A 23,973-nucleotide genomic window follows, 5' to 3' on the forward strand; every position below is an offset into this window, starting at 1 on the left:
CGTTATACCGCTGTGAACCGCCACTGCTGGTTGGCGGCGGTGTGGCAACCCCACTGGAGCAGCCGCGCCCCGTCGGCAGTGGAAGCGCCGTTCACGTCGACGCAGAGCCCGCTCGGCACGCTCTTGACCGTGTAGACACCTGTGGTGGCCGTGGCCGTGACGAGGAACTTCTGCTGATTGGCGTTCGAGCACGTGCTCTGTTGCAGGAAAGCGCCCTGTGCGGTGGACCCGCCGACGATGTCGAGGCACTTACCGCTGTGCACCGCCTTCAGATAGACGGCGCCGCTCCCGGCGTCGACGGCCTGCCACTTCTGGTTGTTGCCACCGGTGGCCGCCCACTGGGTGATCTGAGCGCCGTCGGCGGTGGAGACGCCGCTGACGTCCATCAGCTTGCCGCTGTGCTGCGCGGTGAGCGTCCAGGTCTTTCCCGCCACGCCGGTGCCGCTGCCGGGAACGCCGACACCGGCACCTCCGAAGGTGTACGCGTCGAGATCGAACCAGTTGTTGCCGCTGCCCTTGAACACCATGTAGAGCGTCTGTGTGCCGCCGAGGGCGGCGACGCTCACCGGAGCCGTGGACTGGTAGTTGTCCCAGCCGCCGGTGCTGGGCACCGTCGTCGTGGCCAGCAGCGTGCCGGTGGGCGAGCCGGCGCGCAGCTCGATGGTGCCGCCACCGGACGGCGACGACAGCCGGTAGCTGACGTTCGTGATACCCGACAGGCTCATCGGGTTGAACGCGATCCAGTCGTTGTTGGAGATGTCGCCGACACGCTTGCCGCTCTCCGCGGCGGACTGCTCGACGACCCGGACACCGGACTGGCTGCTGTAGTACTCGGCCTGCTTGTGCTTGGGTTGCAGGATCACCTGCGCGGTGCCGGTGAGCGGGGCCGCGCCTCCCGCGCCGCCGTTGTCGGTGTACCTGGCGTTCAGCACGTAGAACAAGTTGGCGCCATCGGGGTGCCCACCGAGCAGGTCGGTGGAGATGGTGCCCGAACAACCCGGATACTCGGTGGTCTCGTGGGCGTGGTCGTCGTGACCGAGCGCCGGGTTGAGGACCACCTTCGAGCAGTCGACAGTTCCGCCGTCGGGATCGGTGACGGTGATCTGGTACGACACCTTGTCGCCGAAGGTGAGCATGCCTCCGTTGGGCGGGGTGGTGATGGTGACCACCGGAGCGCTGTTGCCGACGGTGATCTGGACGTTGGCGAAGCCCGTCTTACCTGTGTTGTCGGTGACCTTCAACTGCGCCGTGTAGTTGCCGTTGGAGGTGTACACCTTCGACGGGTTCGCCGCCGTGGACGTGGTGCCGTCGCCGAACGTCCACTGGTAGCTGAGCGTGTTGCCCGGGTCCGGGTCGGCCGTGCCGGCGCTGCTGAACTGGACGGTGAGCGGCGCGCTACCGCTTGTGGGCGTACCGGTGGCCTTGGCGATCGGCGACCGGCCGCCCTGGATGTAGTCGATCCGGTAGAGCCCGGAGTCGCTGTTGCCGCCGCCGAAGTTGGTGCCCCACTCCAGCAGGTAGAGCGACCCGTCCTTGCCGAACTCCATGTCCATCGGCTTGTTGAACCGGGCAGTCGGCAGGAACGGGTTGGTGCGCGTCACCGCCGTGGCGGAGTCGAAGTGCACCTCCTTGATGTAGCTGCGCGACCACTCGTAGAAGAAGTGCACGCCGTCGTAGTAGGGCGGGAACTTCGTGGCGGACGGGTTCGCCGCGTCGTAGCGGTAGACCGGGCCGCCCATCGGTGCGGAGCCGCCCGAGCCGAGCTCAGGGAAGGTCGGCGAGGTGCCGTAGCCGTACCAGAGGTTGGGGGCGACGACGGGCCGTAGGCTGGTCAGGCCGGTGTTGTTCGGCGAGTTGTTCACAGGCGCGGAGCAGTTGAACTTCGCGCCGACCACGCCGGTGTCCGGGTTGAACGGCGCGTACGGCTGGTTGTCGCCGTGGCAGAACGGCCAGCCGTAGTTGCCGGGCGCCTTGATCACGTTGAGTTCGACCAGGCCCTCGGGGCCGCGGTTGGTGGTGGGCGGGTTGCGGTCCGGCCCGTAGTCGGCCAGGTAGACCCAGCCGGTGGCCGCGTCGATCGAGAAGCGGAACGGGTTGCGGAAGCCCATCGCGTAGATTTCCGGCTTGGTCTGCGCGGTGCCCTGGGCGTAGAGGTTGCCAGTGGGGATCGTGTAACCGCCGCTGGCCTGCGGGCGGATACGCAGCAGCTTGCCGCGCAGGTCGTTGGTGTTGCCGGCGGTGCGGGCCGCGTCGAGGTTGGACTTGCCCGAGCGCCAGTCCAGCGGAGCGTAGCCCTGCCAGTTGGGGTCCAGGTTCGGCGGCGTGTCATCGCCGGTGCCGATGTAGAGGTTGCCGTCCGGACCGAACTCGATGTAGCCACCCGTGTGGCCGGGTTCGGGGAAGGTGCGGTCCCGGTACGCGGGGATGTCGATGATCCGCGCCTCACTGGACAGGTTCAATGTGTCGCCGGTGAGCGTGTAGCGGGAGACGCGGTTGACGTCTGTGCTGCTGCTCGCCGGTGAGTGGTACAGGTACACGTACCCGTTGCTGGCGAAGTTGGGGTCCAACGCCATGCCGGTGAGCCCGTCCTCGCCTCCGGTGTAGACGCTCAGCGTCCCCGCGGTAACTGTGCTGTTCGTGGACGGCTTGAAGATCTTCACCTGACCGCCGCGCTGGACGTAGATGACGCGGCCGTCCGGTGCCACGGCCATGGCCATGGGGTCGACGGTGTTGTCGTCGAGGGTGCGCTTCTCGAAGTTGCCCCAGACGGTTCCGCCGCAGTCGCCGGGCAGGTTGCCGGCGGCCCACTTCACGCCACCGAGGACGTGGTTGCGGAAGTTCGTCTCGCTGTAGGACTCGCTGGCGTGGCCCATCGCGGTGGCCCACACACGCCCGCCGCCGGCGTTGCGGCACCAGGAGATCGGGTGGTCCGGGCCCATCGCGCGGGAACCCGGGTTGTACGTGCGCTCGTCGGCGGTCACCAGGACGTGCACGTTGCCGCGCGGGTTGGTGTCGAAGTTGTACCACTCCTCGCTGCGGTTCCAGCGATCCGGCAGGCCGACCGTCGACGGGTGCTGCTTGTCGGCGACGATGGCGGTGCCGGGCAGCACGCCGGGGGAGTGCTCAGGCATGTGGGCGCCGCCGTTGACGGTCTGGTCCCACCACGGGTACTCGGCCTCGATGCCCATGTCGGTGGCGTTGTGGACGCCGACGATGCCCTTGCCGCTGGCGAGGTAGCCCTCGATGGCCTGGCGTTGGGCGGCCGAGGTCCAGACCATCCCCGAGGTCTGGAACATGATGACGACGTCGAACGTGGCCAGGTTGGCGGGCGTGAAGACGCTCGCGTCCTCGGTCTGCACCAGTTCGAAGTTGTTGGCGGCCGCCTGCTGCTGGAACATGCTGATCCCGGCGGGGATCGAGTCGTGCCGGTAACCGGCGGTCTTTGTGAACAACAGGGCGCGGAAGGCCGGGGCCGCCGACGCTGGCGGGGCGAGGCCGAGCACCAGCATCAGGCTGGCGATCATGCCCATGATCAATGTCTTGCGACGCATGCCGTCTCCTAGGTCGGGCGGGCAACGGGGTGTGCGACCACGTGCCGGACAGCGCGTCAGGTTGTGTCTGGACACGTGTGTGCACGAGTGCTGGTCGGTCTTCGTGCCGTCCGCCGAAACGGCAGTCAGGTCCGCGGAACGTCACACAGCGTGAGATGGGCGGTGTAGTCGTCCTGCGGGTGTCGACGTCAGGATGAGCTAAGCATCGACATATGTCAATAAATCGGGAACATCCGATCTTGTCGGACGGTGGGATGAGCGAGTCCGACGCCCACGTGTCGACGTCGCTGGCGATTCGGGGGGTGAGCGGTGGCTGCGGCTGTGGATCGAGGATTGCGCCGTCGCATCCAAACATCTATCTTCATACGTGTGATGTTTCGTCGATGTCAAGGAAATGTTTGCACCATAAAAACGTAAGGGACCGCGGCGGGCTGTGAAAGTGCGTCGTGCTCGTGCGCCGAACGGCCTCCGATCCTGCCGATGACTACTATCTGTAAAGGGCTCCCGGGATGTCAGACCCACGGCCGGCGCCGCTGCTCGCGCTGCGAGGCATCGGCAAATCGTTCCTCGGGGTCCGCGTCCTCGACGGTGTCGACCTCGATGTCGCGCCCGGCGAGGTGCACGCCGTCGTCGGCGAGAACGGCGCTGGCAAGTCGACCCTCATGAAGATCGTCTCTGGCGCGTACGCCCCGGACGAGGGCGCCGTCGAGTTCGACGGCCAGTCACGCGCCTTCCGTGGCCCGCGCGACGCGCAGCGGGCCGGCGTCGGCATCATCCACCAGGAGTTCAACCTGTTGCCGGAGCGGACGGTCGCCGAGAACGTCTACCTCGGGCACGAGCCGACCCGCCGTGGGCTTGTCGATCGCCGCGAGATGCTCGACCGCACCAGGCGACTGCTCGCCTCCATCGGGGAGACCACGTTGCCGGCCGACGCCCCTGTGGGGCGGCTCGGTGTCGCCCAACAGCAGGTCGTCGAGATCGCCAAGGCCCTCGCCCTGGACGCGCGGCTGCTCATCATGGACGAGCCGACGGCGGCCCTGGCCGACCACGAGGTCGAGTTGCTCTACGGGCTGGTGCGCCGGCTCCAGGAGCGGGGCATCGGCCTGCTGTACGTCTCGCACCGGCTCACCGAGGTCTTCGACCTGTCCAGCCGGATCACGGTCCTCAAGGACGGCCGTCGCGTCACCACTGTGGACACCGCAGCCACCACCGCTGACGAGCTGGTGCGGCACATGGTCGGCCGGGAGCTGTCCAGCTACTACCCGGCCCGGGCCGACCCCGAGGACGTCGGCGAGGTCCGGCTGACCGTCCGCGACGCGGGAAACCGGAAGCTGCGGGGCGTGACCCTCGACCTGCGTGCCGGCGAGGTCCTCGGCGTCGGTGGATTGCAGGGCTCCGGGCGGTCGGCGCTGGCCCGCGCGCTGTTCGGGGTGGCCCCGTTCACCAGCGGCGAGGTCACGCTCGACGGCCGACCGGTCCGGCTGCGCTCGGCGCGCGCCGCGATGCGGGCGGGCATCGCCTACGTCACCGAGGACCGCAAGGGGGAGGGGATCGTCGCCCGGCAGTCGGTGCTGGACAACGCGTTGCTGGCCAGCCGGGCCGTCTTCGCGACCCGATCCGGTCGTGCCGCACGGACGATCAAGGTCCGTGAGTTGCTCGCCGCCGTCCAGGTCCGCTCGGCCGGCGACGACCAGGAGATCAGGTTCCTCTCCGGCGGCAACCAGCAGAAGGTCGTCCTGGCCCGCTGGCTCGCGATCGACCCCCGGATCCTGCTGTTCGACGAACCGACCCGGGGCATCGACGTCGGCGCGAAGTCGGCCATCCACGACCTCGTGCGCAGTCTCGCCCGCGACGGCGCCGCCGTCCTGATGATCTCGTCGGAGCTGCCCGAGCTGCTCGGCATGAGCGACCGGATCATCGTCCTGCGGGACGGCCGCGTAGCGGGCGAGTTGCCCGCCGGTGCGACAGAGGAGGACGTCGTGGCCCTCGCGGTGGGCACCGTCGCCGAGGTGGTCCAGTGAGCGCGAGGAGTGAGCCGGGTTTGCGAGCCCCGCAGTCGCGAGCCGAGGTGGTCCAGTGAGCGCCCTCTCGCTCCTGCCGGCTCGGCGTCCCGTTCCGGGTGTGTTCGTGGCGCTCGCCCTCACCCTCGTGATCGGCTGGTTGGTCGTCCTTGCCGACGGCGGTCAGCTCTTCAATCCGTCGACCACTGTGAGCCTGTTGCACGTCGCCGCCGGCCTGGGGCTTGTCGCCGTCGGCCAGACCCTTGTCATCCTCGGCGGTTCGCTCGACCTCTCGGTGGCGTACGTGATCAGCCTGAGCACCCTCGTCGGTGCGGAGGCGATGAGCGGCAGCGACGGCGCGGTGCTTCCGGCGATCGGGCTGGCGCTCGCTGTCAGCGCCGCTGTCGGGCTGCTCAACGGGCTGCTTGTCACGAAGCTGCGGATCAACGCGTTCATCGCGACCCTCGGCGTCGGGTTGCTGCTCAAGGGTTACCTCGACAACGGTTACGACGGGCCGGCGGGCGAGACCGCGCCGGCGCTCGTGCGAACGCTCGGTTACCAGCGCGTGGGGCCGGTGCCGGTGTCGTTCCTGCTCCTGCTCGTCGTGACCGGGGCGGTGTGGTTCGCGCTCACGCGTACCCGCTTCGGTCATCACCTGGTCGCCGTGGGCGGCGACCCGGAGGTGGCCCGGCTGTCCGGTGTCCGCAACGACCGTGTCCTCGTCACCGCCCATGTGCTGTGTTCGCTGTGCGCCGGCCTGGCAGGGATCTACCTCGCGAGCCGGCTCGGCTCGGGCGCACCGAGGGTCGGCACCGAGGGCCTCTACGACCTGGAGTCGATCGCGGCCGTGGTGCTCGGCGGCACGGCTCTGGCCGGCGGGCGTGGCGGTGTCCTCGGCACTGTCGGCGGTGTGCTGCTGCTCGCCAGCATCGACGCCATTTTCAACCAACTTGAGGTCGACGCCTTCTTCAAGCAGGTGATCCGGGGCGTCATCATCATCGCGGCGGTCGCCGTCTACGCCCGACGTGCTCTCCGAAAGGCGGGGTCCTAGCCGTGCGGATCGCCGAGCGCCGTGCACTGCCACTGCGGATCCGCACCGACGGGGTCGTGCCGATCTCCGCGATCCTCGCGGTGCTGCTGATCCTCGTCGCTGCGGTGCAGCCCGACTTCCTCGCGCCGCCGTCACTGATGTCGTTCCTCGGCCGGTCGGCGCCGATCATCCTGCTGGCCGCCGGTCAGTACTTCGTGATCGTCTGCGGGGAGTTCGACCTGTCCGTCGGGTCCCTGGTCACGGCGCAGGTAGTCGTCGCCGCCCGGCTCATCGACAGCGAGCCGTCCCGTACCTGGCCGGTGGTCGTGCTGCTGCTCGTCGGCGGTGCGCTCGTCGGGCTGGTCAACGGCCTGGTCACCACCGTGCTGCGAGTGCCGTCGTTCATCACCACCCTCGGCATGTTCCTGATCCTCGTCGGCGCTGTGTACCTGTGGTCCGACGGCGCACCCAAGGGCGGTCTCTCCGAGGAGTTCCGCCGCTTCGGCCGGCGGGCCATCGAGGACGTGCCGCTGCTGGGCCGGATCCCGTACGCCCTGCTCGTCCTGGTGGCCGTGGCCGTGCTCGCCGTGCTGCTGATGCGCTCCGACTTCGGCCGCACGCTTGTCGCCGTCGGCGACAACCCGCGCACCGCCGAGCTGAGCGGTGTACGGGTCGGGCGCACCAAGACGATCGCGTTCATGCTCAGTGGCCTCGTGGCGGCGGTCGCGGCGATCCTGCTCGGCGGCTACAGCGGCGTGTCGTTCCAGGCCGGCGTCGGCCTGGAGTTCGGGGCGATCACGGCCGTCGTGCTCGGCGGGGTCGTGCTCGGCGGCGGTCGCGGCTCGGTCGTCGGCGCCATGCTCGGCGCGTTGACCCTCGAGACGCTCTTCGCGCTCATGAACTTCACAGGCGTCTCCGGCGCCCTCAGATCAACCGTCCAGGGCGCGATCATCCTGCTTGCCGTGGCGGTCTCGGCCCTGCGTTCTTCCTCCAGATAAAGGAGACTCGATGAGACGTACCATGACCGCCCTTGCTGCGGTGAGCCTGCTGGTGCTTGCCGGCTGCGCCACCGACGAGCCGGCCGCGTCCCCGTCGGCCACCGCCTCTGCCGCCGAGGGGGCGGGCACGGGGGAGCAGTCGAAGTTCTTCGTGCAGGCCGACTACGACAACGAGTTGGCGTTGCTCGACGTCGCCCCGACCGGGCCGGCCGACAAGCCGTGGGAGCAGGTGCTCAACCCGAAGATGGTGGACACCGCGAAGTTCAAGAAGAACGGCCCGCACAAGATCTGTTTCTCGAACGCGGCGCTGAACAACCCCTGGCGGCAGGTTGGTTTCAAGACCATGCTTGCCGAGGTCGACGCGCAGCGCAGCCGGATCAGCGAGTTCGTGCACGTGGACGCCGAAGGCAAGGACCAGAAGCAGATTGCGGACATCAACGACCTGCTCGGCAAGAAGTGCGACGCGCTGATCGTCTCGCCGAACACCACCGCCACGCTCACGCCGGCCGTCGAGGCCGCCTGCAAGGCCGGCCTGCCGGTGATCGTCTTCGACCGCGGGGTCAACACCACCTGCCCGGTGACCTTCATCAACCCGGTGGGCGGCTACGGCTTCGGTCACGTCGGCGCCGAGTTCGTCAGTCAGAAGATGAAGCCCGGCGGCAAGCTGTTGGCCCTGCGCATCCTGCCCGGTGTCGACGTGCTGGAGACCCGCTGGTCCGCCGCGAAGATCGCCCTGGACAAGGCGAAGGTCGACGTCGTGGGCGTCGAGTTCACCGACGGCGACCCCGCCAAGACCAAGAAGATCGTCAACGACTACATCCAGCGGTACGGCACGATCGACGGCGTCTGGATGGACGCCGGTGCGGTCGCCGTCGCGGCGGTCGAGGCGTTCCAGGACGCGGGCAAGCCCGTACCGCCGATGAACGGTGAGGACCAGCTCGACTTCCTGAAGCTGTGGAAGGACAAGAACCTCACGGCCATCGCGCCGACCTACCCGACGTACCAGTGGCGTACGCCGGTCATCGCCGCGCTGAACATCCTCGACGGCAAGCAGGTGTCGAGCCCGTGGAAGCTGCCGCAGCCGACGATCACGCAGGACAACCTCGACCGGTACCTCGACACGAGCATGCCGCCGCTGCACTACGCCATGTGCGGCTGCACCGACCTGCCCGGCTATCCGCAGCGCTGGAAGTAGCAGTCGATGTACGCCGTCGGCGTCAATCCCTGGGTGTGGGCCTCGCCGGTCGACGATGCGGCCCTTGCCGAGCTGATCCCGCGGATCGCCTCGTTCGGGTTCGACGCGGTGGAGCTGCCGATCGAGCAGCCCGGCGACTGGGATCCGGTCCGTACACGGGATCTGCTTGCCGCGCACGGCCTGGCGGCGGCCGGTGTCTGCGCGGTCACTCCGCCCGGCCGGGATCTGGTGGACGCCGCTCCGGCCGTCGTGGAGTCGACGGTGGCGTACCTGCTGGGATGTGTGGCGAGCGCGGCTGCCGTCGGCGCTCCGTGCGTCGGCGGTCCGGTGTACGCATCGGTCGGCCGCACGTGGCGGATGTCGCCGGCGGCCCGCACGGAGTGCTACGCCCAGTTCCGGCGTGCCCTGGCGCCGGTGGCCGACCGGGCCGGCGAGTCCGGGGTGAGCATCGGGGTGGAGGCGTTGAACCGCTACGAGACGAGTGTCGTCAACACCGTCGAGCAGACCATCGAGCTGATCGACGGCCTCCCCCCGAGCGTCGGCATCATGATCGATACCTACCACATGAACATCGAGGAGGCGGACCCCTACGCCGCCCTCGCCGCCGCCGGCCCGTACGTCAAACACGTCCAGGTCAGCGGCACCGATCGCGGCGCCCCCGGCGCTGACCACTTCGACTGGCCCCGCTTCTTCACCACCCTGCGGGCCACCGGCTACCGAGGCGCGGTCTGCATCGAGTCGTTCACGGCACAGAACGCGACAATCGCCACCGCCGCCTCGATCTGGCGTCCGTTGGCCCCATCCCAGGACCGTCTCGCCACTGATGGCCTGCGCCATCTCCGGACGATCCTCGGCGACCCCCACCGCACCCCGACCCCGCCCGGTTGAGGCGATCCGACACCTCCCCATACCCCCTCATGTCAGGAGACCGTCCCGTGCTCCTCTCCTCCAGTCCGCCGCTGCGCCGAATCCTGGCTGGCGCCGCCGCTACAGCGCTGGCCACAGTGGCCGCCGTGGCCGCCTCGGCGTCCCCGGCCCTCGCCGCCACCACCACCCTCTACGCATCCCCCACCGGCACCGGCACCACCTGCTCCGCCACCCAACCGTGCTCGGTGACCGCCGCACAGACCGCGGTACGCAGCCGCGTCAGCGCGATGTCCGGTGACATCGTCGTGGAACTGGCCGACGGGATCTACCGGCTCTCGTCGCCGTTGCGACTCACCGCCGCCGACTCCGGCACCAACGGCTACCAGGTGATCTGGCGTGCCGCACCCGCGGCCCGCCCGACGATCAGCGGCGCCCGGGCGGTCACCGGCTGGTCGCTCGTCGACGCCGGTCGCAACATCTGGCGGGCCAGCGTCCCCGCCGGGCTCGACAGCCGTCAGCTCTACGTCAACGGCGCCGTCGCCACTCGCGCGCGTACCGCCGTCAACCGGGCCGACTTCACGTTCACCACCACCGGCATGCGGTTCAGCAACAGCGCGTTGAGCTACCTCAACAACCTCGGCAACCAGAGCCGCGTCGAGGTGGAGAGCGTCGGCTCGTTCACCGACCGCTACTCGCCGGTGCAGAGCATCAGCGGCAACGTCCTGACGATGCAGCAGCCCGCCTGGAACAACAACACGTTCGGCTTCGACACCCTGTCCAGCCCGCACCGGGCCGGTCCGTTCTACCTGGCCAACGCGTACGAGTTCCTCGACTCCCCGGGCGAGTGGTATCTCAATCCGGGCAGCGGCCAGCTCAACTACATCCCTCTCGCGGGGCAGAACATGTCAAGCGTCGCCGTGGAGCTGCCGCAGTTGCAGTCCCTGGTGAACGTCGGCGGCACCTACGACGCGCCCGCGCACCACATCTCGTTCAGCGGCATCACCTTCACCGGCACCAGCTGGCTCGGCCCGAGCAGCAGCAACGGCTTCGCCGACCAGCAGACCGGCGCGCACATCACCGGCACCTGGGCTCGGCCGTCGGACGCGCTGACCTCCTGCCAGGCCGGCTGCCCGCAGTTCGAGGCCACCCGGCCGAACTGGAACCAGATGCCCGCCGCCGTACAGGTCTCGGCGGCGAACACGATCACCTTCAGCGACTCCCAGTTCGTCAACCTGGGGCAGACGGCCATCGGCATCGGCAACGACGCCAACGCCCACGCCAGCGGCGTCGGCCTGGGTGCCAGCAACATCACCGTCACCCGCTCCGAGATCGCCCGCAACTCCGCAGGCGGCATCGTGGTCGGCGGCGTACGCGCCGACGCCCACCACCCGGGTGACCAGCGGATGGTCAACCGCAACATCACCATCAGCAACAACCGGGTGCACGACCTCGGCCTGGAGTACCGGGGCGTGGTCTCGATCCTGACCACCTACGTGAACACCGCGCTGATCTCGCACAACGAGGTCTACAACATGCCGTACACCGGTCTGTCGGTCGGTTACGGCTGGGGTGCCAACGACGCGGGCGGCAGCCAGCACTACGCCAACCGTGGCCTGTACAACTACCAGCCGCGGTACACGACGGCCACCACCGCCGCCAACAACCAGGTCATCGGCAACTACGTACACGACGTCATGCAGCAGATGACCGACGGTGGGTGCATCTACACGCTCTCGGCGAACCAGGGCGGCACCATCAACGAGAACTACTGCCTGCGGACCAATGGCTGGTTCGGCCTCTACTTCGATGAGGGCTCGCGCTACTACACCGCCCGCAACAACGTGTTCTCCTCCACCGGTACCTGGGCCACCGCCAACTACTGGTACGCGGAGAACATGGGCAACTTCACCGTCACCAACAACTGGGCGACGAACAACAGCACGAACGTGACGAACGGTGATCGGGGCAACGTCGTCTCCGGCAACGTCACGGTCTCCGGCGGCAACTGGCCGTCGGGGGCGCAGACGGTGATCAACAATGCCGGCGTCCAGAGTGGCGGCGGTACCAACCCGCAGAACGTGCAGATCGTGGGTGTGCAGTCCGGACGGTGCGCCGAGATCGGCGGGTCCAGCACCACAAACGGCACGCAGGCCCAACTGTGGGACTGCGTCGGGGCCACCAACCAACGGTGGACGGCCACCGCGAGCCGGCAACTGATGGTGTACGGCAGCAAGTGCCTCGACGCCACCGGCCAGGGGACCAGCAACGGGACCGCCGTGGTGATCTGGGACTGCAACGGGCAGGCCAACCAGCAGTGGACCATCAACGCCAACGGCACGATCACCGGCGTGCAGTCGGGCCTCTGCCTGGACGCCAACGGCGCCGCGACGGCGAACGGCACCAAGCTCATCCTCTGGTCGTGCAACGGCGGCACGAACCAGCAGTGGCAGCTGCGGAGCTGATTCCGGCTCGCCCCGGCCGGCCGTCGCCGACGGTCGGCCGGGGCGCACCGCGCGACGGCGAGCGCCCTCGGTGCCGTCCCGTCCCGCTCGATCGACGGTCGCCATTGTGGGTAGTGGTGTTAGCGCTAATCCCCAGGGAGTGAGTCAGTCGGTGTGTCTCGCCGTGCCCAGGACCGCGTCCTGCGGTCGAGCCTGGTCGGCGGCCATCCACCGAGGGCGGGTTCGCAACATATGGAAGTAGTTGAATTCCTCGAAACGTCTCCGTAACATGGCCTGGACTTCTGTTAACGCTAACAGCACGGCCGTTCACCTCGCCCGGCATCCGTCCGTGGTGGACGACATCACCGAAAGGATGGCCTGCGTATGAAGCGAATCAACACACCCCGCCGATGGGGGCGGGCAGCGGCGGCCGCGCTGCTGCTCGCCGCCGTCCTGGTCGGCATCCGCGTCCCGATGGCCCAGGCGCTGGAGAACGGCGTGGCCCGGACCCCACCGATGGGCTGGAACAGCTGGAACTCGTTCGGCTGCAACATCAACGAGGCGCTGATCCGGCAGACGGCCGACGCCATCGTCAGCAGCGGGATGCGCGACCTCGGCTACGAGTACGTAGTGGTGGACGACTGCTGGTTCAACCCCAATCGCGACAGCTCCGGCAACATCCAGGGCGACCCGACGCGCTTCCCCAGCGGGATGAAGGCGCTCGGTGACTACCTGCATGCCCGTGGCCTGAAGTTCGGCCTCTACCAGGTGCCTGTCGACAAGACCTGCGCCCAGTACTTCGGCGCCTACCCGGGAGCGACGGGCAGCCGGGGCCACGAGGTCCAGGACGCCCGGCAGTTCGCCGCCTGGGGCGTCGACTTCCTCAAGTACGACTGGTGCTCGCCGAACGGCAGCATCGACGAGCAGGTGGCCACGTTCGCGAAGATGCGCGACGCGCTGGCCGCGACCGGCCGGCCGATCGTCTACAGCATCAACCCCAACAGCATCCACGCCAAGACCGGTCCGCTGCGCGACTGGAGCGACGTGTCAAACATGTGGCGGACCACCGAGGACATCACCAACGCGTGGGACACCGGCCAGACCAACGGTTACCCGATGGGGATCCAGAACATCATCAACGTGAACGTTCCCCTGGCCCGGTACGCCCGGCCCGGCGGGTTCACCGACCCGGACATGATGGAGGTCGGCCGGGGCGGCATGAACGACACCGAGATGCGCAGCCACTTCGCGATGTGGGCGGTCATGGCGTCGCCGCTGATCGCCGGCAACGACGTCCGCTCCATGTCGTCGGCGACCCTGACCATCCTGACCAACCGCAACCTGATCGCCATCAACCAGGACTCGCTCGCCCTGCAGGCCACGCAGGTCTCGTTCGACGGCACCCGTCGGGTGCTCGCCAAGCCGCTGGCAAACGGTGATGTGGCGGTCGCCCTCTTCAACCAGGGCGGCTCGACGACGACGATTTCCACGACGGCTGCCGCCATTGGCAAGTCCGGCAGCTCCTTCACGCTCGTGGACGCCTGGAGCAACTCGACAAGCAGCAGCACCGGCACCATCTCCGCGAGCGTCCCGGCCCACGGCACCGTTGTGTACCGGGTCAGTGGCGGTGGCACCACAACTCCGCCGCCCACGACTCCGCCGCCGACGACGTCGAGCGCGTTCGCCAGCGCCGCCTCGGGTCGGTGCCTGGACGTCCCGAACAGCAACACCGCGAACGGCACCCAGCCGGTGATCTGGGACTGCAACGGTGCGGCCAATCAACGCTGGACGGCGAACGGCCAGACCCTGCAGTCGCTCGGCAAGTGCCTGGACGCGCCGCTGAACGCCACGGCGGGCGCGAAGGTCCAGATCTGGGACTGCAACGGCGGCGCCAACCAGCGCTGGACCGTCAACGCCAACGGCACGATCAGCGGCGCTCAGTCGGGCCTGTGCCTCGACGTGAACAACAACGCAACCGCCAACGGCACCCCGGTGATCCTCTGGTCGTGCACGGGGGCGGCCAACCAGCGCTGGACCCAGCGCTAGACGAGTGATCCGCCGATCCGAGCAGTGGCGCGGGCGTCCCCGCGCCACCGCTCGGGGGCCGCTGCGAAGGCGGCCGGGTACCTCCATGGGCGTGATTCCGCTCTGGCATCAGGACGCCAGAGCGGAATCACGCTCCGGTGCGGTGCGTGATCGGTCGCGCCGACCAGGAGCCGGCCTGCCGATCCGCCCGGCGACACAGGGCGCTGACGTCAGCCCGTCGCTGCCGCTCCCACCGGGTCCCCGATCAGTCCGGTCGACGCGCGGTAGCGCACCGGAACAGGGTCGGTGATCTCACCGACGAACGTCCCGTCGACGTGGTCGAGGAACCCGATGAGCGACCACGTGCCAGCGGGTCCGGGCACCAGGCGGGGCGCGTACAGGTGTGGGTGCGCGAACGGCTGGGCGGACGCGACGTCCCACGGGCCGCTGACGCTCGCGCCGGGGACCACCCAGATCCGGTGGTCGTCGCTGCGGGCGCTGGAGGTGGCGTCGGTGGAGAAGAGCAGCAGGGGCTGCCCGTCCACGACCGCGACCTGGGGGACCTCCAGGTGGCCGAACCCGGCCGGAGCCGACAGTGGTGGCTGGACCGTCCAGGTGACCAGGTCGGGGGAGGTAGCGTGACCGACGACTCCCCGGGCGTCTGCCGCCCCGGTGTTGGCGCGTGCCGTGATGAGCATGTGCCAGCCCTCGCCGTCGGGATCGGGGAACACCCACGGGTCGCGCCACGCCTGCTCGTACCAGAGGTCCCGGTCGAGCAGTTCGTACCAGGTCGGATGGGCCTGCACGATCGGGTCGGTGCCGTGCCGGTGCCAGGTGGTCAGGTCGTCGGAGACGGCAAGGCCGATGCGCTGGACGAGGCCGTTCTCAGCACGACTCACGCCGGTGTAGTACAGATACCACCGCCCGTCCGGGCCGCGGACCGTGCACCCGGTCCACGTCGCCAGGTCGTCCCACGCGGGGGCGTCGGCGGGCACCACGGCGTCGGCGACGAGGCGCCAGGAGCGCAGGTCCGTCGAAACGGCGTGGCCGATCGTGGCGCGGTGGTGGCGGCGGTGCGGGTCGTGCAGGGCGCGGGACGCGCGCAGGAAGAACATGTGCCAGAGGCCGGTGTCGTCCTGCGCGTACCAGCTGTCCCACACCCAGTGGTCGGCTAGACGAAGCATGGCCGGAAACCTAGCACTAAACCGTTTTAGCTGGAACAGCCCGTAACCCGACGTGACGGCCGTGGCGGGAGCTACCCGGCGGGAGGCGCGAGCGACTTGCGGCGACGCAGGGGCATCGGGACCAGCGTCGGCTCGGCGGCCCCGCCGTCAAGCAGCAGCTCGACCGCGCGTCGCCCCATCTGCTCGTGGGGCAGTGCGGTGGTGGCGAGGCCGGGGCGCAGCCAGGCAGCGATCGGGTCGTCGTCGAACGAGATCACCGACATGTCGTCGGGAACGGTAAGCCCTGCCTCGCCGAGCGCCTGGTACGCGCCGAACGCCAGCCGGTCGTTCATGCAGATCACCGCGCTGGGTCGCTGCTGCCTGTTGAGGAGCCCGCGCATGGCGGCGTAGCCGTGCTCGGGCAGCCAGTCGGTGCAGAAGCACTCGGCCAGCAGCGTGACGCCAGCGTCGCCGAGCGCCTGGTGGATGCCGCGCAGACGCGCCCGGGCCGCGAGGGACACCTCGGGGTCGCCCTCCTTGAGCCGGTTGCGCCCGATGAGTGCGATCGCGTCGCGGTGCCCGTGCTCCAGCAGGGCGGTGGCCACGGCGTGGCCAGCCCGCTCGTCGTCGGGAAGCACGCTCGGCAGGGTGTCGGAGCTTGTGGCGTTGAGCAGCACCACCGGCCCGCCGAGGATGGCCTGCGGCACCGTGAGTCGTCGGGTCGCCATCGCTGCGTAGATCACCCCGTCGACCTGCCGGTCGAGCATGGCCTCGATGGCGTACTGCTCGAATGTGGCGTCGCCCTGCGTCTCGGTGATGAGCAGTACGTGGTCCCGCTCCCGGGCGGCGTCCAGGGCGCCGCGGATGAGGCCACCGGCGAAGCGGGTGGTGGCGACGATGTCGGAGACGAAGGCGATGGTGGCCGTCTTGCGGGTGCGCAGGCTGCGCGCGGCGAGGTTGGGCCGGTAGCCGAGTTCCTCGGCGGCGGCGAACACCCGCTGGTGTGCCTCGGCCGACAGCCGGGTGCCCTCCCGGCCGTTGAGCACCATCGACGCGGCGGTCTTGGACAGCCCTGCTCGCCGCGCGACGTCGGCCAGGGTTGCTCTGTTGCGGCCCATCAGTCCTCCGAATCAGGCGCGGCGCCACGGACACCGCTCCCGCCCATCATGATGCGTCGTCGTCCGAGGGCCAGCCCCGGTTCCGCCCGCAGTGGTGTGAACTCGACGTTTCCAGACCGTTGCAGGGTGGTCCTTGACAGCTTCTCGCCTCACGCGCATGCTCTGCTAAATCAGTTTAGCGACCACCTTTTGCGTGCTCTGGTCGCCGCGCTGAGGGTCATTGGTGACGGTACGCGTGCTGCTGCGGTGCGACCGGTCGCGACGTGCGCGTCGTGTCGGTGCTCCGGCTGTGGCGGTCCCGGTGGAGCCGTCCCGCAGCCATGGTCGCGGGACGCGCGGAGGAATCAAGGAGTCATAAAATGGCAGTATTGCTGACAAATTTGTCGCGACGTCGAGCGCTGCTCCTCGCGCCGCTGCTGGCCGTCGGGCTGGCCGCGACGGCCTGTAGCGCGCCGGGCACCGACCGGTCGTCGAACGCAGAGCCCGACGCCGCCGTCAAGACGGAACTGGGCGCCGACCCGATCACCCTGGAGATGTACGCGGAGACCGGCTTCCCGCTGGCCAAGGCACTCGCCGACGAGTTCTCCAAGCAGCACCCGAACGTCACGTTCAACATCCGCGAGGACCAGTTCACTGTGATCGTGGAGAACGCGCCGCGGGTGATGGCCTCGGACAACTCGCCCGACATCATCCGGCTGCCCACGATGGTCGACCTGGTGAAGGACAACCTGCTCAAGAACCTGGACCCCTACTTCACCGCGTACGGCTGGGACAAGTTCCCGGCATCGCAGCTGATGCAGTTGCGCGTCGGGGAGAACATCCGGGGCAACGGGTCGCTGTACGGGATGGGGCTGGGTTACAGCGTCACCGGCGTGTTCTACAACAAGAAGCTGGCCCAGCAGGTCGGCATGACCCAACCGCCGGCCACCGTTGCCGAGTTCGAGGAGCTGCTGGCCAAGGCGAAGGCCGGCGGCGTTCAGCCGATCATGCAGTTCAACAAGAACACCGCGGGTATCAACTTCCCGCACCAGGCGCTGCAGAACCAGTTCGGCGACCCGACGCAGGTCGCTGACTGGATCTTCCAGAAGCCGGGGGCCACCTTCGACACCCCGGCCGCGCTGAAGGCCACCCAGACCATCCAGAAGTGGGCCCAGGCCGGCTACTTCCCGAAGGACGCCAACGCCGTGGACTACGCGGCGATGGTGGGGGAGTTCCAGAAGGGCAACGGCCTGTTCATGTTCAACGGTGACTGGGAGTCGGCCAACCTGGACAAGGCGATGCCGGGCAACGTCGGCTTCTTCCTGTTCCCCGCCGAATCCGCAGGTGGCAAGCACGTGGCGATGTCCGCCCCGAACACCTTCGGCGTCTCCGCAAAGGCCAAGAACGCTGACGCCGCCGCGTACTTCCTGAACTGGGCCCACACCAACGCCAAGGCCCGCGAGATCGCGGTGACGGTCGGCGGTTCCAGCCCCGGCGGCCCGAGCGACCTGCCGGTGCCGGCCGCCGCCCCGAACACCGTCCTGGCCGAGACGCTCAAGGCGTCCCAGCAGCTCGGTGCCGAGAACGGCGCTGTCGACTTCACCGCGAACGCGACGGGCGGCATCTTCGCCGCCGCGATCACCCCCGAGATGCAGAAGCTGATCGCCGGCCAGCAGACGCCCGAGGGGTACGTGAAGGCGGTCCAGGCCGAGTACGAGAAGGAACTGTCCCGATGACGTCTGCCCTCGGCAGCGCACCAACCGGGCGGGACGACACGGTGTCGTCGCCGGATCGTCCCGCCCACCCCTCGTCCACGCGGGCCCACCGACGTCGGTGGGCCCGCGCGGCCGGGACTGGCTGGTTGTACGTCCTGCCCGCCCTGGTGATGTACGCGATATTCGTCCTCCGCCCCCTCGCCCTGACCGTCCAGTACTCGCTGTACGAGTGGAACGGGATCGGCGTGGCCCGCTGGGCGGGTCTGGACAACTACCTCACGGTGTTCACCGACAGCGACCTGCTGAAGATCATCGGTAACGCGATCATCCTGATCGTCTTCTTCAGTTTCATTCCGGTGGCGCTCGGGCTGCTGGTGGCGAGCGTGGTTCGCCGGATCACCACCGGAGCGTTCGGGACCGTGGTCCGGACGATCCTCTTCCTGCCACAGGTCATCCCACTCGTGGCGGCAGGCATCGCGTGGAGCTGGCTTCTGTCGTCGAACGGCCTGATCAACCAGGTGCTGCGCGCGGTCGGTCTGGGCGGCCTCGCCCGCGCCTGGCTCGGTGACTTCGACACGGCGCTGCCGGCCGTGGGCGTGATCGGCGCCTGGGTCCTGCTCGGTCTCTGCACCATCCTGCTTGTGACCGGCATGAGCAAGATCGATCCTGCGCTCTACGAGGCAGCCCGCCTCGACGGCGCCGGGCCGGTACGGGAGTTCCTCGCGGTGACCCTGCCCAGCCTGCGGCAGGAGATCGGCGTCTGCCTCACCGTGACGATCATCGCCGCGCTCGCCAGCTTCGACATCGTCTACATCTCCACAAGCGGTGGCCCCGGCCTGCAAACCACGGTTCCCGGTCTGGAGATCTACCGCCTCGCCTTCTCGCAGCGTCAGGTCGGGTTGGCCTCGGCGCTGGCGGTCGTGCTGATGGTGCTGGTGCTGGCCTTCGTGCTGCCGATCCAGCGACTGACCCGGGGGGAGAAGCCGTGAACCTGAGCCGACGTGAACAACTGACAGGCCGGCTGTTCCTGATCGCCCTTGTCCTGGTCACCCTGCTGCCGTTCGTGAGCATGCTGTCGGCGGCGTTGCAGCCGCGCGGCACCGTGCCCAGCGGCCTGGCATGGCCGTCGGACCCGCAGTGGGGCAACTTCGCCGACGCCTTCACCGCCGCCAACATGGGCGCTCTGCTGCGCTCCAGCCTGCTCATCGTGGCCGGTGTCGTGCCGGTGTCGGTGCTCATCGCCACCATGGCCGGGTTCGGGCTCGGCCAGCTGCGGGTGCCCGGCGGCCGGTTCGTCTTCGGGCTGTTCCTGCTCGGTCTGACACTGCCCTTCGAGGCCGTGGTCACCCCGCTCTACTACCAGATGCAGGACCTCGGTCTGCTCAACACCCGGTGGGCGATCATCCTGCCGCTGATCGGCCTGTACATGCCGTTCGCCGTGTTCTGGATGCGCGCGCACTTCACGAACGTGCCTGTCGAGTTGTCCGAGGCGGCGAAGGTGGACGGCGCCAGCACGTGGCAGCTGTTCTGGCGGGTCCAGGTGCCGCTCGCCCGGCCGGCAATCGCCTCGCTGACGATCCTGATGTTCCTCTGGACGTGGAACCAGTTCCTGCTCGCCATCGTCCTCGTCGACGACGCCACGAAACGCACGATGGCCGGGGCTCTGGGTGCGTTCCAGGGCCAGTGGGGCACCGACCTGGTGCTGCTGTGCGCTGGCTCGCTGCTCATCCTCACCCCTACCCTCATCGTGTTCCTGATCTTCCAGCGACAGTTCATCAAGGCCCTGATCCAGGGCTCAGTGAAGGGATAGGCAGTGGCCACGCAGCCGCAGATCCACGGCGACGCCGACGACGGCTACGGGCGCGTCGCCGACGTCTTCCGCGACAACTTCGCCTCCCGGGGCGAGGTGGGCGCCGCGGTCACGCTCTACGTGCGGGGACGCAAGGTCGTCGACCTGTACGGCGGGCTGGCCGACACCCGCACCGGGCGGCAGTGGGAGGCGGACACACCCGTCGTCGTGTTCTCCTGCACCAAGGGGATCCTGGCGATCTGCGCCTACCTCCTGGCGCAGCAGGGGCGGCTGGACCTCGACGCGCCCGTGACGCGCTACTGGCCGGAGTTCGGCCAGCACGGCAAGGACCACGTTCCGGTGCGCTGGCTGCTCACCCACCAGGTCGGGCTGCCGGCCCTGGACCGTGCGCTGACCCTCGACGAGATCCTCGCGTGGGATCCGGTCATCAAGGCGATCGAGGCGCAGGCCCCGCTGTGGCAGCCCGGCACGGCACACAGCTACCACGCGATGACGTACGGCTGGCTCGTCGGCGAGGTGATCCACCGCGTCACGGGGCAACTGCCCGGCGCGTTCTTCCGCGACGCCGTCGCCGAGCCGCTGGCGCTGCGTACCTGGCTGGGGCTTCCCGCGTCCGAACGCGACACCGTCGCCCGGAACCTGGCCCCACCGCCGGAGGCCGATCCGTTCGTCGACCCCGTGGCCGAGCGCGGCATCACAATGGGCGGTGCCTTCGCCTTTCCCGCCGACGCCGACGGCCTGGTCAGCTTCAACGACCCCGCCATCCAGGCCGCCGGAATTCCGGGGGCGGGCGCGGTGAGCACCGCCGAGGGCCTCGCTCGCCTCTACGCGGCCTGCGTGTCCGACATCAGGGGCGGGCCGCTGCTGAGTGCCGCGTCCGTGGACGACGCGGTCGTCGTCCGCTCTCGCGGCCAGCAGCGGCACGGCCCACCGGACACCGGTCAGCGGTGGGGGACCGGCTTCCTGCTGGACTCGCCGCCGGCCCGGCCGCTGCTCGGCGCGAGCAGCTTCGGTCACGACGGCGCCGGTGGGAACCTCGCCTTCGGCGACGCGCGGCACGCTGTGGGTTTTGGCTACGTGGTCAACCAGATGTACGGGGCGGGCGACGAGCGCGCCAACCGGCTGACCGCCGCCGTCCGCTCCTGCCTTCCGGCCTGACCCGATCCGCGCGTCGACACGACGCCACCGGCCCCGCCCTGGGGTGGGCGGGGCCGGTGGCGGACGTGCGTGCGGTCAGCTGTTCAGCGTGGCCAGCAGCGCGGTGGCCATGCCCTGCTCGCCTCGGGCGTTCGGATGGAACGGGGCGGCCGCGTTCTGCGGCACGAGACCTTCGACCCAGCGGGTGCCGCTGCCCTTGCACGCGTCCCGGCCGATCGACGGGGTGTAGACGTCGGAGTAGGTGGCGCCGTTCGCGGCGGCCGTGCGGGCCAGCATGGAGTTGAGTGACTTCTCGATGGTCCGCAGGTACGGCACGTCCTGGTAGGCGACCGGTACGACGGGCCAGCAGCCGTAGCCGCTGTCCGGCACGATCGCCGGGTAGCCGAGCACCACGACCCGCGCGCCGGGAGCGGCCCGGCGGGCCGCCTGGAGCACAGCCGTCACCTTCGGCGCCGTGGCGGCGATCCTGGCCTGGAGCTGGTCGGTGCCCCCGGCCGTGTAGCGGTCCCGGCACGGCGAACCGAGTGGACTGCTGAGGCTCGCCTGCGCGCAGTCGCCGATGATGCCGGCGAAGCCGATGTCGTTGCCGCCGATCTGCACTGTCACCAGGGCGGTGTTCGAGGTGACAGCGTTGATCTGCGGTGGGGTCGCGATGCCCAGTTGGCCGCTGCCGCCGTAGAGGATGTCGTCGGTGGTGGCGCCGGAGCAGCTCACGTCCACGAACGACGACGAGCCCGCGGAGGCGGCGACAAGCGACGGATAGTTGCGGCTGGACCGCAGGCAGTTCAGGTCGACCTGGGTGGGGACCAGCGGGCCGGAGGTGTACGAGTCGCCGAGCGCGACGTAGCGGCCGGTGGGTACGGCGGCGGCGGCGGGTGCGGCGGCGGCGAGCAGCACGCCGGCGGTCGCTGCGGCGAGTGCGGTCAGCCGGAGGGCTGCCCGCAGGAGGGGACGGTTCATGGCGCCTCCCAGAGGCATCGCGGTGGTGGTGCCAAGATCCTCACCCGGTGACGCCGTCACCAATATAGACATTCGTCCATAAAGATTGGCAGCTATGGCTCTGGCGCGATGGCGCGCGGGTGTTGCGGGGACACTTCGGGCATGTGTCATCGGTCCCCTTGACAGCCGATGTGAGCGATAACACGATGGCCTTCACGTTCGCGATCCCGGCTGGGCAGAACGCGCCCACGGCGCGGCTGTTCGGCGAGACCCCGTTGACGAACATCCCTCGACCGACCCGGAGCCGCACCTATGGACTTCACACTGGATGACGTGGCGGTGGCGGGTGCCGCGCTTCCACCACCCCGATCGAAGACGATCGAGGTCGTCGGCAAACTGCCGGGCGAGCACAACCCGTTGATCGGGCACAAGTTCGGCGCCGACGGCTTCGGCTTCGTGCACGACGGCCGGGTGTACCTGTACCTGACCAACGACACCCAGGGCTACGCCCCGGATCCAGTCACCGGTGTCTCGCCGGCAATCAACTACGGCGACATCAACCAGATCACGGTGATCTCCTCGGAGGATCTCGTGAACTGGACGGACCACGGCGAGATCCAGGTCGCGGGCCCGGACGGGGTGGCACGCTTCACCGCCAACTCGTGGGCGCCCGGCATCGCCAGGAAGGTGGTCGACGGCGAGGAGAGGTTCTTCCTCTACTACGCCAACAGTGGCGACTCCACCAACGTGATCACGGGTAGCACCCCGCTCGGCCCGTGGACCAGCGAGCGCACGAGCACGTTGATCAACGACAGCACACCCGGTGCCGAGGACGTCGCGTGGAAGTTCGACCCGACGCCCTTCGTGGACGACGACGCCCGGCCCTACCTCTACTTCGGCGGCGGTCCCGCTTCGACGGGCATGCCGCCGGCCGAACGCTTCAACAACCCGAAGAACCTCCGGGTCATCGCACTCGGCGACGACATGGTCTCCACCGAAGGGGCGGCCACGGTGGTCGACGCCCCCGTCGCCTTCGAGGCGGGCCACGTGTTCACGCGCGGGGGCAGGTACTACTTCACGTACTCGTCGCACTTCGGCGGGAGCGACTTCGGTGGCAGCCAGCAGCCGATTCCCGGCTACCCCGATGCCGGCCAGATCGGCTACCTGATCTCCGACGACCCGATGTCGTGGCCGAAGGAGACCTACGCCGGCGTCCTCTTCCCCAACCAGTCCCAGTTCTTCGGCGCCGGCACCGGTGGCAACAACCACCAGTCGGTGTTCGAGTTCGAGGGGCGGTACTACTTCACCTACCACGCCCCGACGCTGAACAAGCGCATCAACGGCGACACCACCCAGGGCTACCGCAGCCCGCACATCCAGGAGTTGACCTTCCGCCCGGACGGCACCATCGAGCAGGTCGTCGGCACGTACGCCGGGGTGGAGCAGGTTCGCCACTTCGACCCGTACCGCGTCTTCGAGGCCGAGACCTTCGGTTGGAGCAAGGGTGTCGCGACCTCGAAGGCCGACCGCCCCTCCGCGCAGTTCGACGCCGCGGCACCGAACCTGGTGGTCAGTGACATCCACGACGGCGACTGGACGGCGCTGTCGTCAGTGGACTTCGGCGACGACGGTGCACGCGGCGTCACGGCCACGGTGCGGGCCCTCGCCACGGGCGCCCGGATCCAGGTCAGGCTGGATGGTGTCGACGGTCCGGTGGTCGGTACGATCGCGGTCGACAGCCCGGCCGGTCAGTGGGCCGAGGTACGCGCGGAGTTGACGGGCGTCAGCGGCGTGCACCACGTCTACTTCACCTTCAGCGGTCCGGCCGGCGTCGAACTCTTCGAGATCGACTCCTGGGCTTTCGAGGCGGCCACCGCGCCGAGCCCGAGCTGCCGGTGACGATCAGCGCGCAGGCGCCGTGACTCGCGCCCGAGCCCATCCGAGCCACCGACCGTTGTACGCACGACGCAAGCCGATCGCGACG

16 protein-coding genes are annotated in these 23,973 nt (G+C 69.0%); 12 read left to right on the forward strand and 4 right to left on the reverse strand.

Annotated features, from left to right (window positions below; genetic code table 11):
- Positions 1-2 precede the first annotated feature (2 nt).
- Entirely contained in the window at positions 3-3,551 is a 3,549-nt protein-coding gene (locus F4558_RS07710; RefSeq protein ID WP_167943642.1) for a ThuA domain-containing protein, read from the reverse strand.
- A gap of 509 nt (positions 3,552-4,060) precedes the next feature.
- Here F4558_RS07710 and F4558_RS07715 point away from each other — a divergent pair.
- From F4558_RS07715 to F4558_RS07745, 7 genes are all read left to right on the forward strand, one after another.
- On the forward strand, positions 4,061-5,572 hold the full coding sequence (locus F4558_RS07715; protein WP_167943643.1) for a sugar ABC transporter ATP-binding protein: 1,512 nt from the start codon (positions 4,061-4,063) through the stop codon (positions 5,570-5,572).
- A 55-nt stretch (positions 5,573-5,627) separates the two neighbouring features.
- Entirely contained in the window at positions 5,628-6,602 is a 975-nt protein-coding gene (locus F4558_RS07720; RefSeq protein ID WP_167943644.1) for an ABC transporter permease, read from the forward strand.
- Between the two features lie 2 nt (positions 6,603-6,604).
- Positions 6,605-7,579 carry an ABC transporter permease gene (locus F4558_RS07725; RefSeq protein WP_312877287.1) on the forward strand — a complete coding sequence of 325 codons (975 nt, stop codon included), beginning with the start codon at positions 6,605-6,607 and terminating at the stop codon, positions 7,577-7,579.
- Positions 7,580-7,589: 10 nt separating this feature from the next.
- On the forward strand, positions 7,590-8,774 hold the full coding sequence (locus F4558_RS07730) for a substrate-binding domain-containing protein (protein ID WP_245241287.1): 1,185 nt from the start codon (positions 7,590-7,592) through the stop codon (positions 8,772-8,774).
- Positions 8,775-8,780: 6 nt separating this feature from the next.
- Positions 8,781-9,662: a sugar phosphate isomerase/epimerase family protein gene (locus tag F4558_RS07735; RefSeq protein ID WP_167943645.1), complete on the forward strand. Its 882-nt coding sequence runs from the start codon at positions 8,781-8,783 to the stop codon at positions 9,660-9,662.
- 47 nt (positions 9,663-9,709) lie between these two features.
- Positions 9,710-12,103, forward strand: a complete 2,394-nt coding sequence (locus F4558_RS07740; protein ID WP_312877288.1) for a ricin-type beta-trefoil lectin domain protein — start codon at positions 9,710-9,712, stop codon at positions 12,101-12,103.
- A gap of 363 nt (positions 12,104-12,466) precedes the next feature.
- Positions 12,467-14,128, forward strand: a complete 1,662-nt coding sequence (locus F4558_RS07745) for a glycoside hydrolase family 27 protein (protein ID WP_167943647.1) — start codon at positions 12,467-12,469, stop codon at positions 14,126-14,128.
- Positions 14,129-14,337: 209 nt separating this feature from the next.
- Here the strand turns inward: F4558_RS07745 and F4558_RS07750 are convergent, their stop codons facing one another.
- Complete coding sequence (locus tag F4558_RS07750; protein WP_280845717.1) at positions 14,338-15,330, reverse strand: family 43 glycosylhydrolase; 993 nt, start codon at positions 15,328-15,330, stop codon at positions 14,338-14,340.
- Positions 15,331-15,362: 32 nt separating this feature from the next.
- Complete coding sequence (locus F4558_RS07755; RefSeq protein ID WP_167943649.1) at positions 15,363-16,388, reverse strand: LacI family DNA-binding transcriptional regulator; 1,026 nt, start codon at positions 16,386-16,388, stop codon at positions 15,363-15,365.
- Between the two features lie 359 nt (positions 16,389-16,747).
- Between F4558_RS07755 and F4558_RS07760 the strand changes: the two genes are divergently transcribed.
- From F4558_RS07760 to F4558_RS07775, 4 genes are read left to right on the forward strand one after another with little or no spacing between them, the layout of a single operon-like run.
- Entirely contained in the window at positions 16,748-18,103 is a 1,356-nt protein-coding gene (locus F4558_RS07760; protein WP_209273218.1) for an ABC transporter substrate-binding protein, read from the forward strand.
- On the forward strand, positions 18,100-19,071 hold the full coding sequence (locus F4558_RS07765; RefSeq protein ID WP_053656783.1) for a carbohydrate ABC transporter permease: 972 nt from the start codon (positions 18,100-18,102) through the stop codon (positions 19,069-19,071). Before F4558_RS07760 ends, F4558_RS07765 begins: the two co-directional genes overlap by 4 nt.
- Positions 19,068-19,892 (forward strand): carbohydrate ABC transporter permease, encoded by an 825-nt coding sequence (locus tag F4558_RS07770; protein ID WP_053656785.1) that lies wholly within the window; start codon positions 19,068-19,070, stop codon positions 19,890-19,892. Before F4558_RS07765 ends, F4558_RS07770 begins: the two co-directional genes overlap by 4 nt.
- 3 nt (positions 19,893-19,895) lie before the next feature.
- Complete coding sequence (locus F4558_RS07775; RefSeq protein WP_167943650.1) at positions 19,896-21,050, forward strand: serine hydrolase domain-containing protein; 1,155 nt, start codon at positions 19,896-19,898, stop codon at positions 21,048-21,050.
- Between the two features lie 75 nt (positions 21,051-21,125).
- Here the strand turns inward: F4558_RS07775 and F4558_RS07780 are convergent, their stop codons facing one another.
- Complete coding sequence (locus F4558_RS07780) at positions 21,126-22,010, reverse strand: SGNH/GDSL hydrolase family protein (protein WP_167943651.1); 885 nt, start codon at positions 22,008-22,010, stop codon at positions 21,126-21,128.
- 291 nt (positions 22,011-22,301) lie between these two features.
- Between F4558_RS07780 and F4558_RS07785 the strand changes: the two genes are divergently transcribed.
- Positions 22,302-23,888 (forward strand): glycoside hydrolase family 43 protein, encoded by a 1,587-nt coding sequence (locus F4558_RS07785; RefSeq protein ID WP_245241288.1) that lies wholly within the window; start codon positions 22,302-22,304, stop codon positions 23,886-23,888.
- The last annotated feature ends 85 nt before the right edge of the window (positions 23,889-23,973 follow it).

This window comes from Micromonospora profundi (assembly GCF_011927785.1).
GTDB lineage: Bacteria > Actinomycetota > Actinomycetes > Mycobacteriales > Micromonosporaceae > Micromonospora > Micromonospora profundi.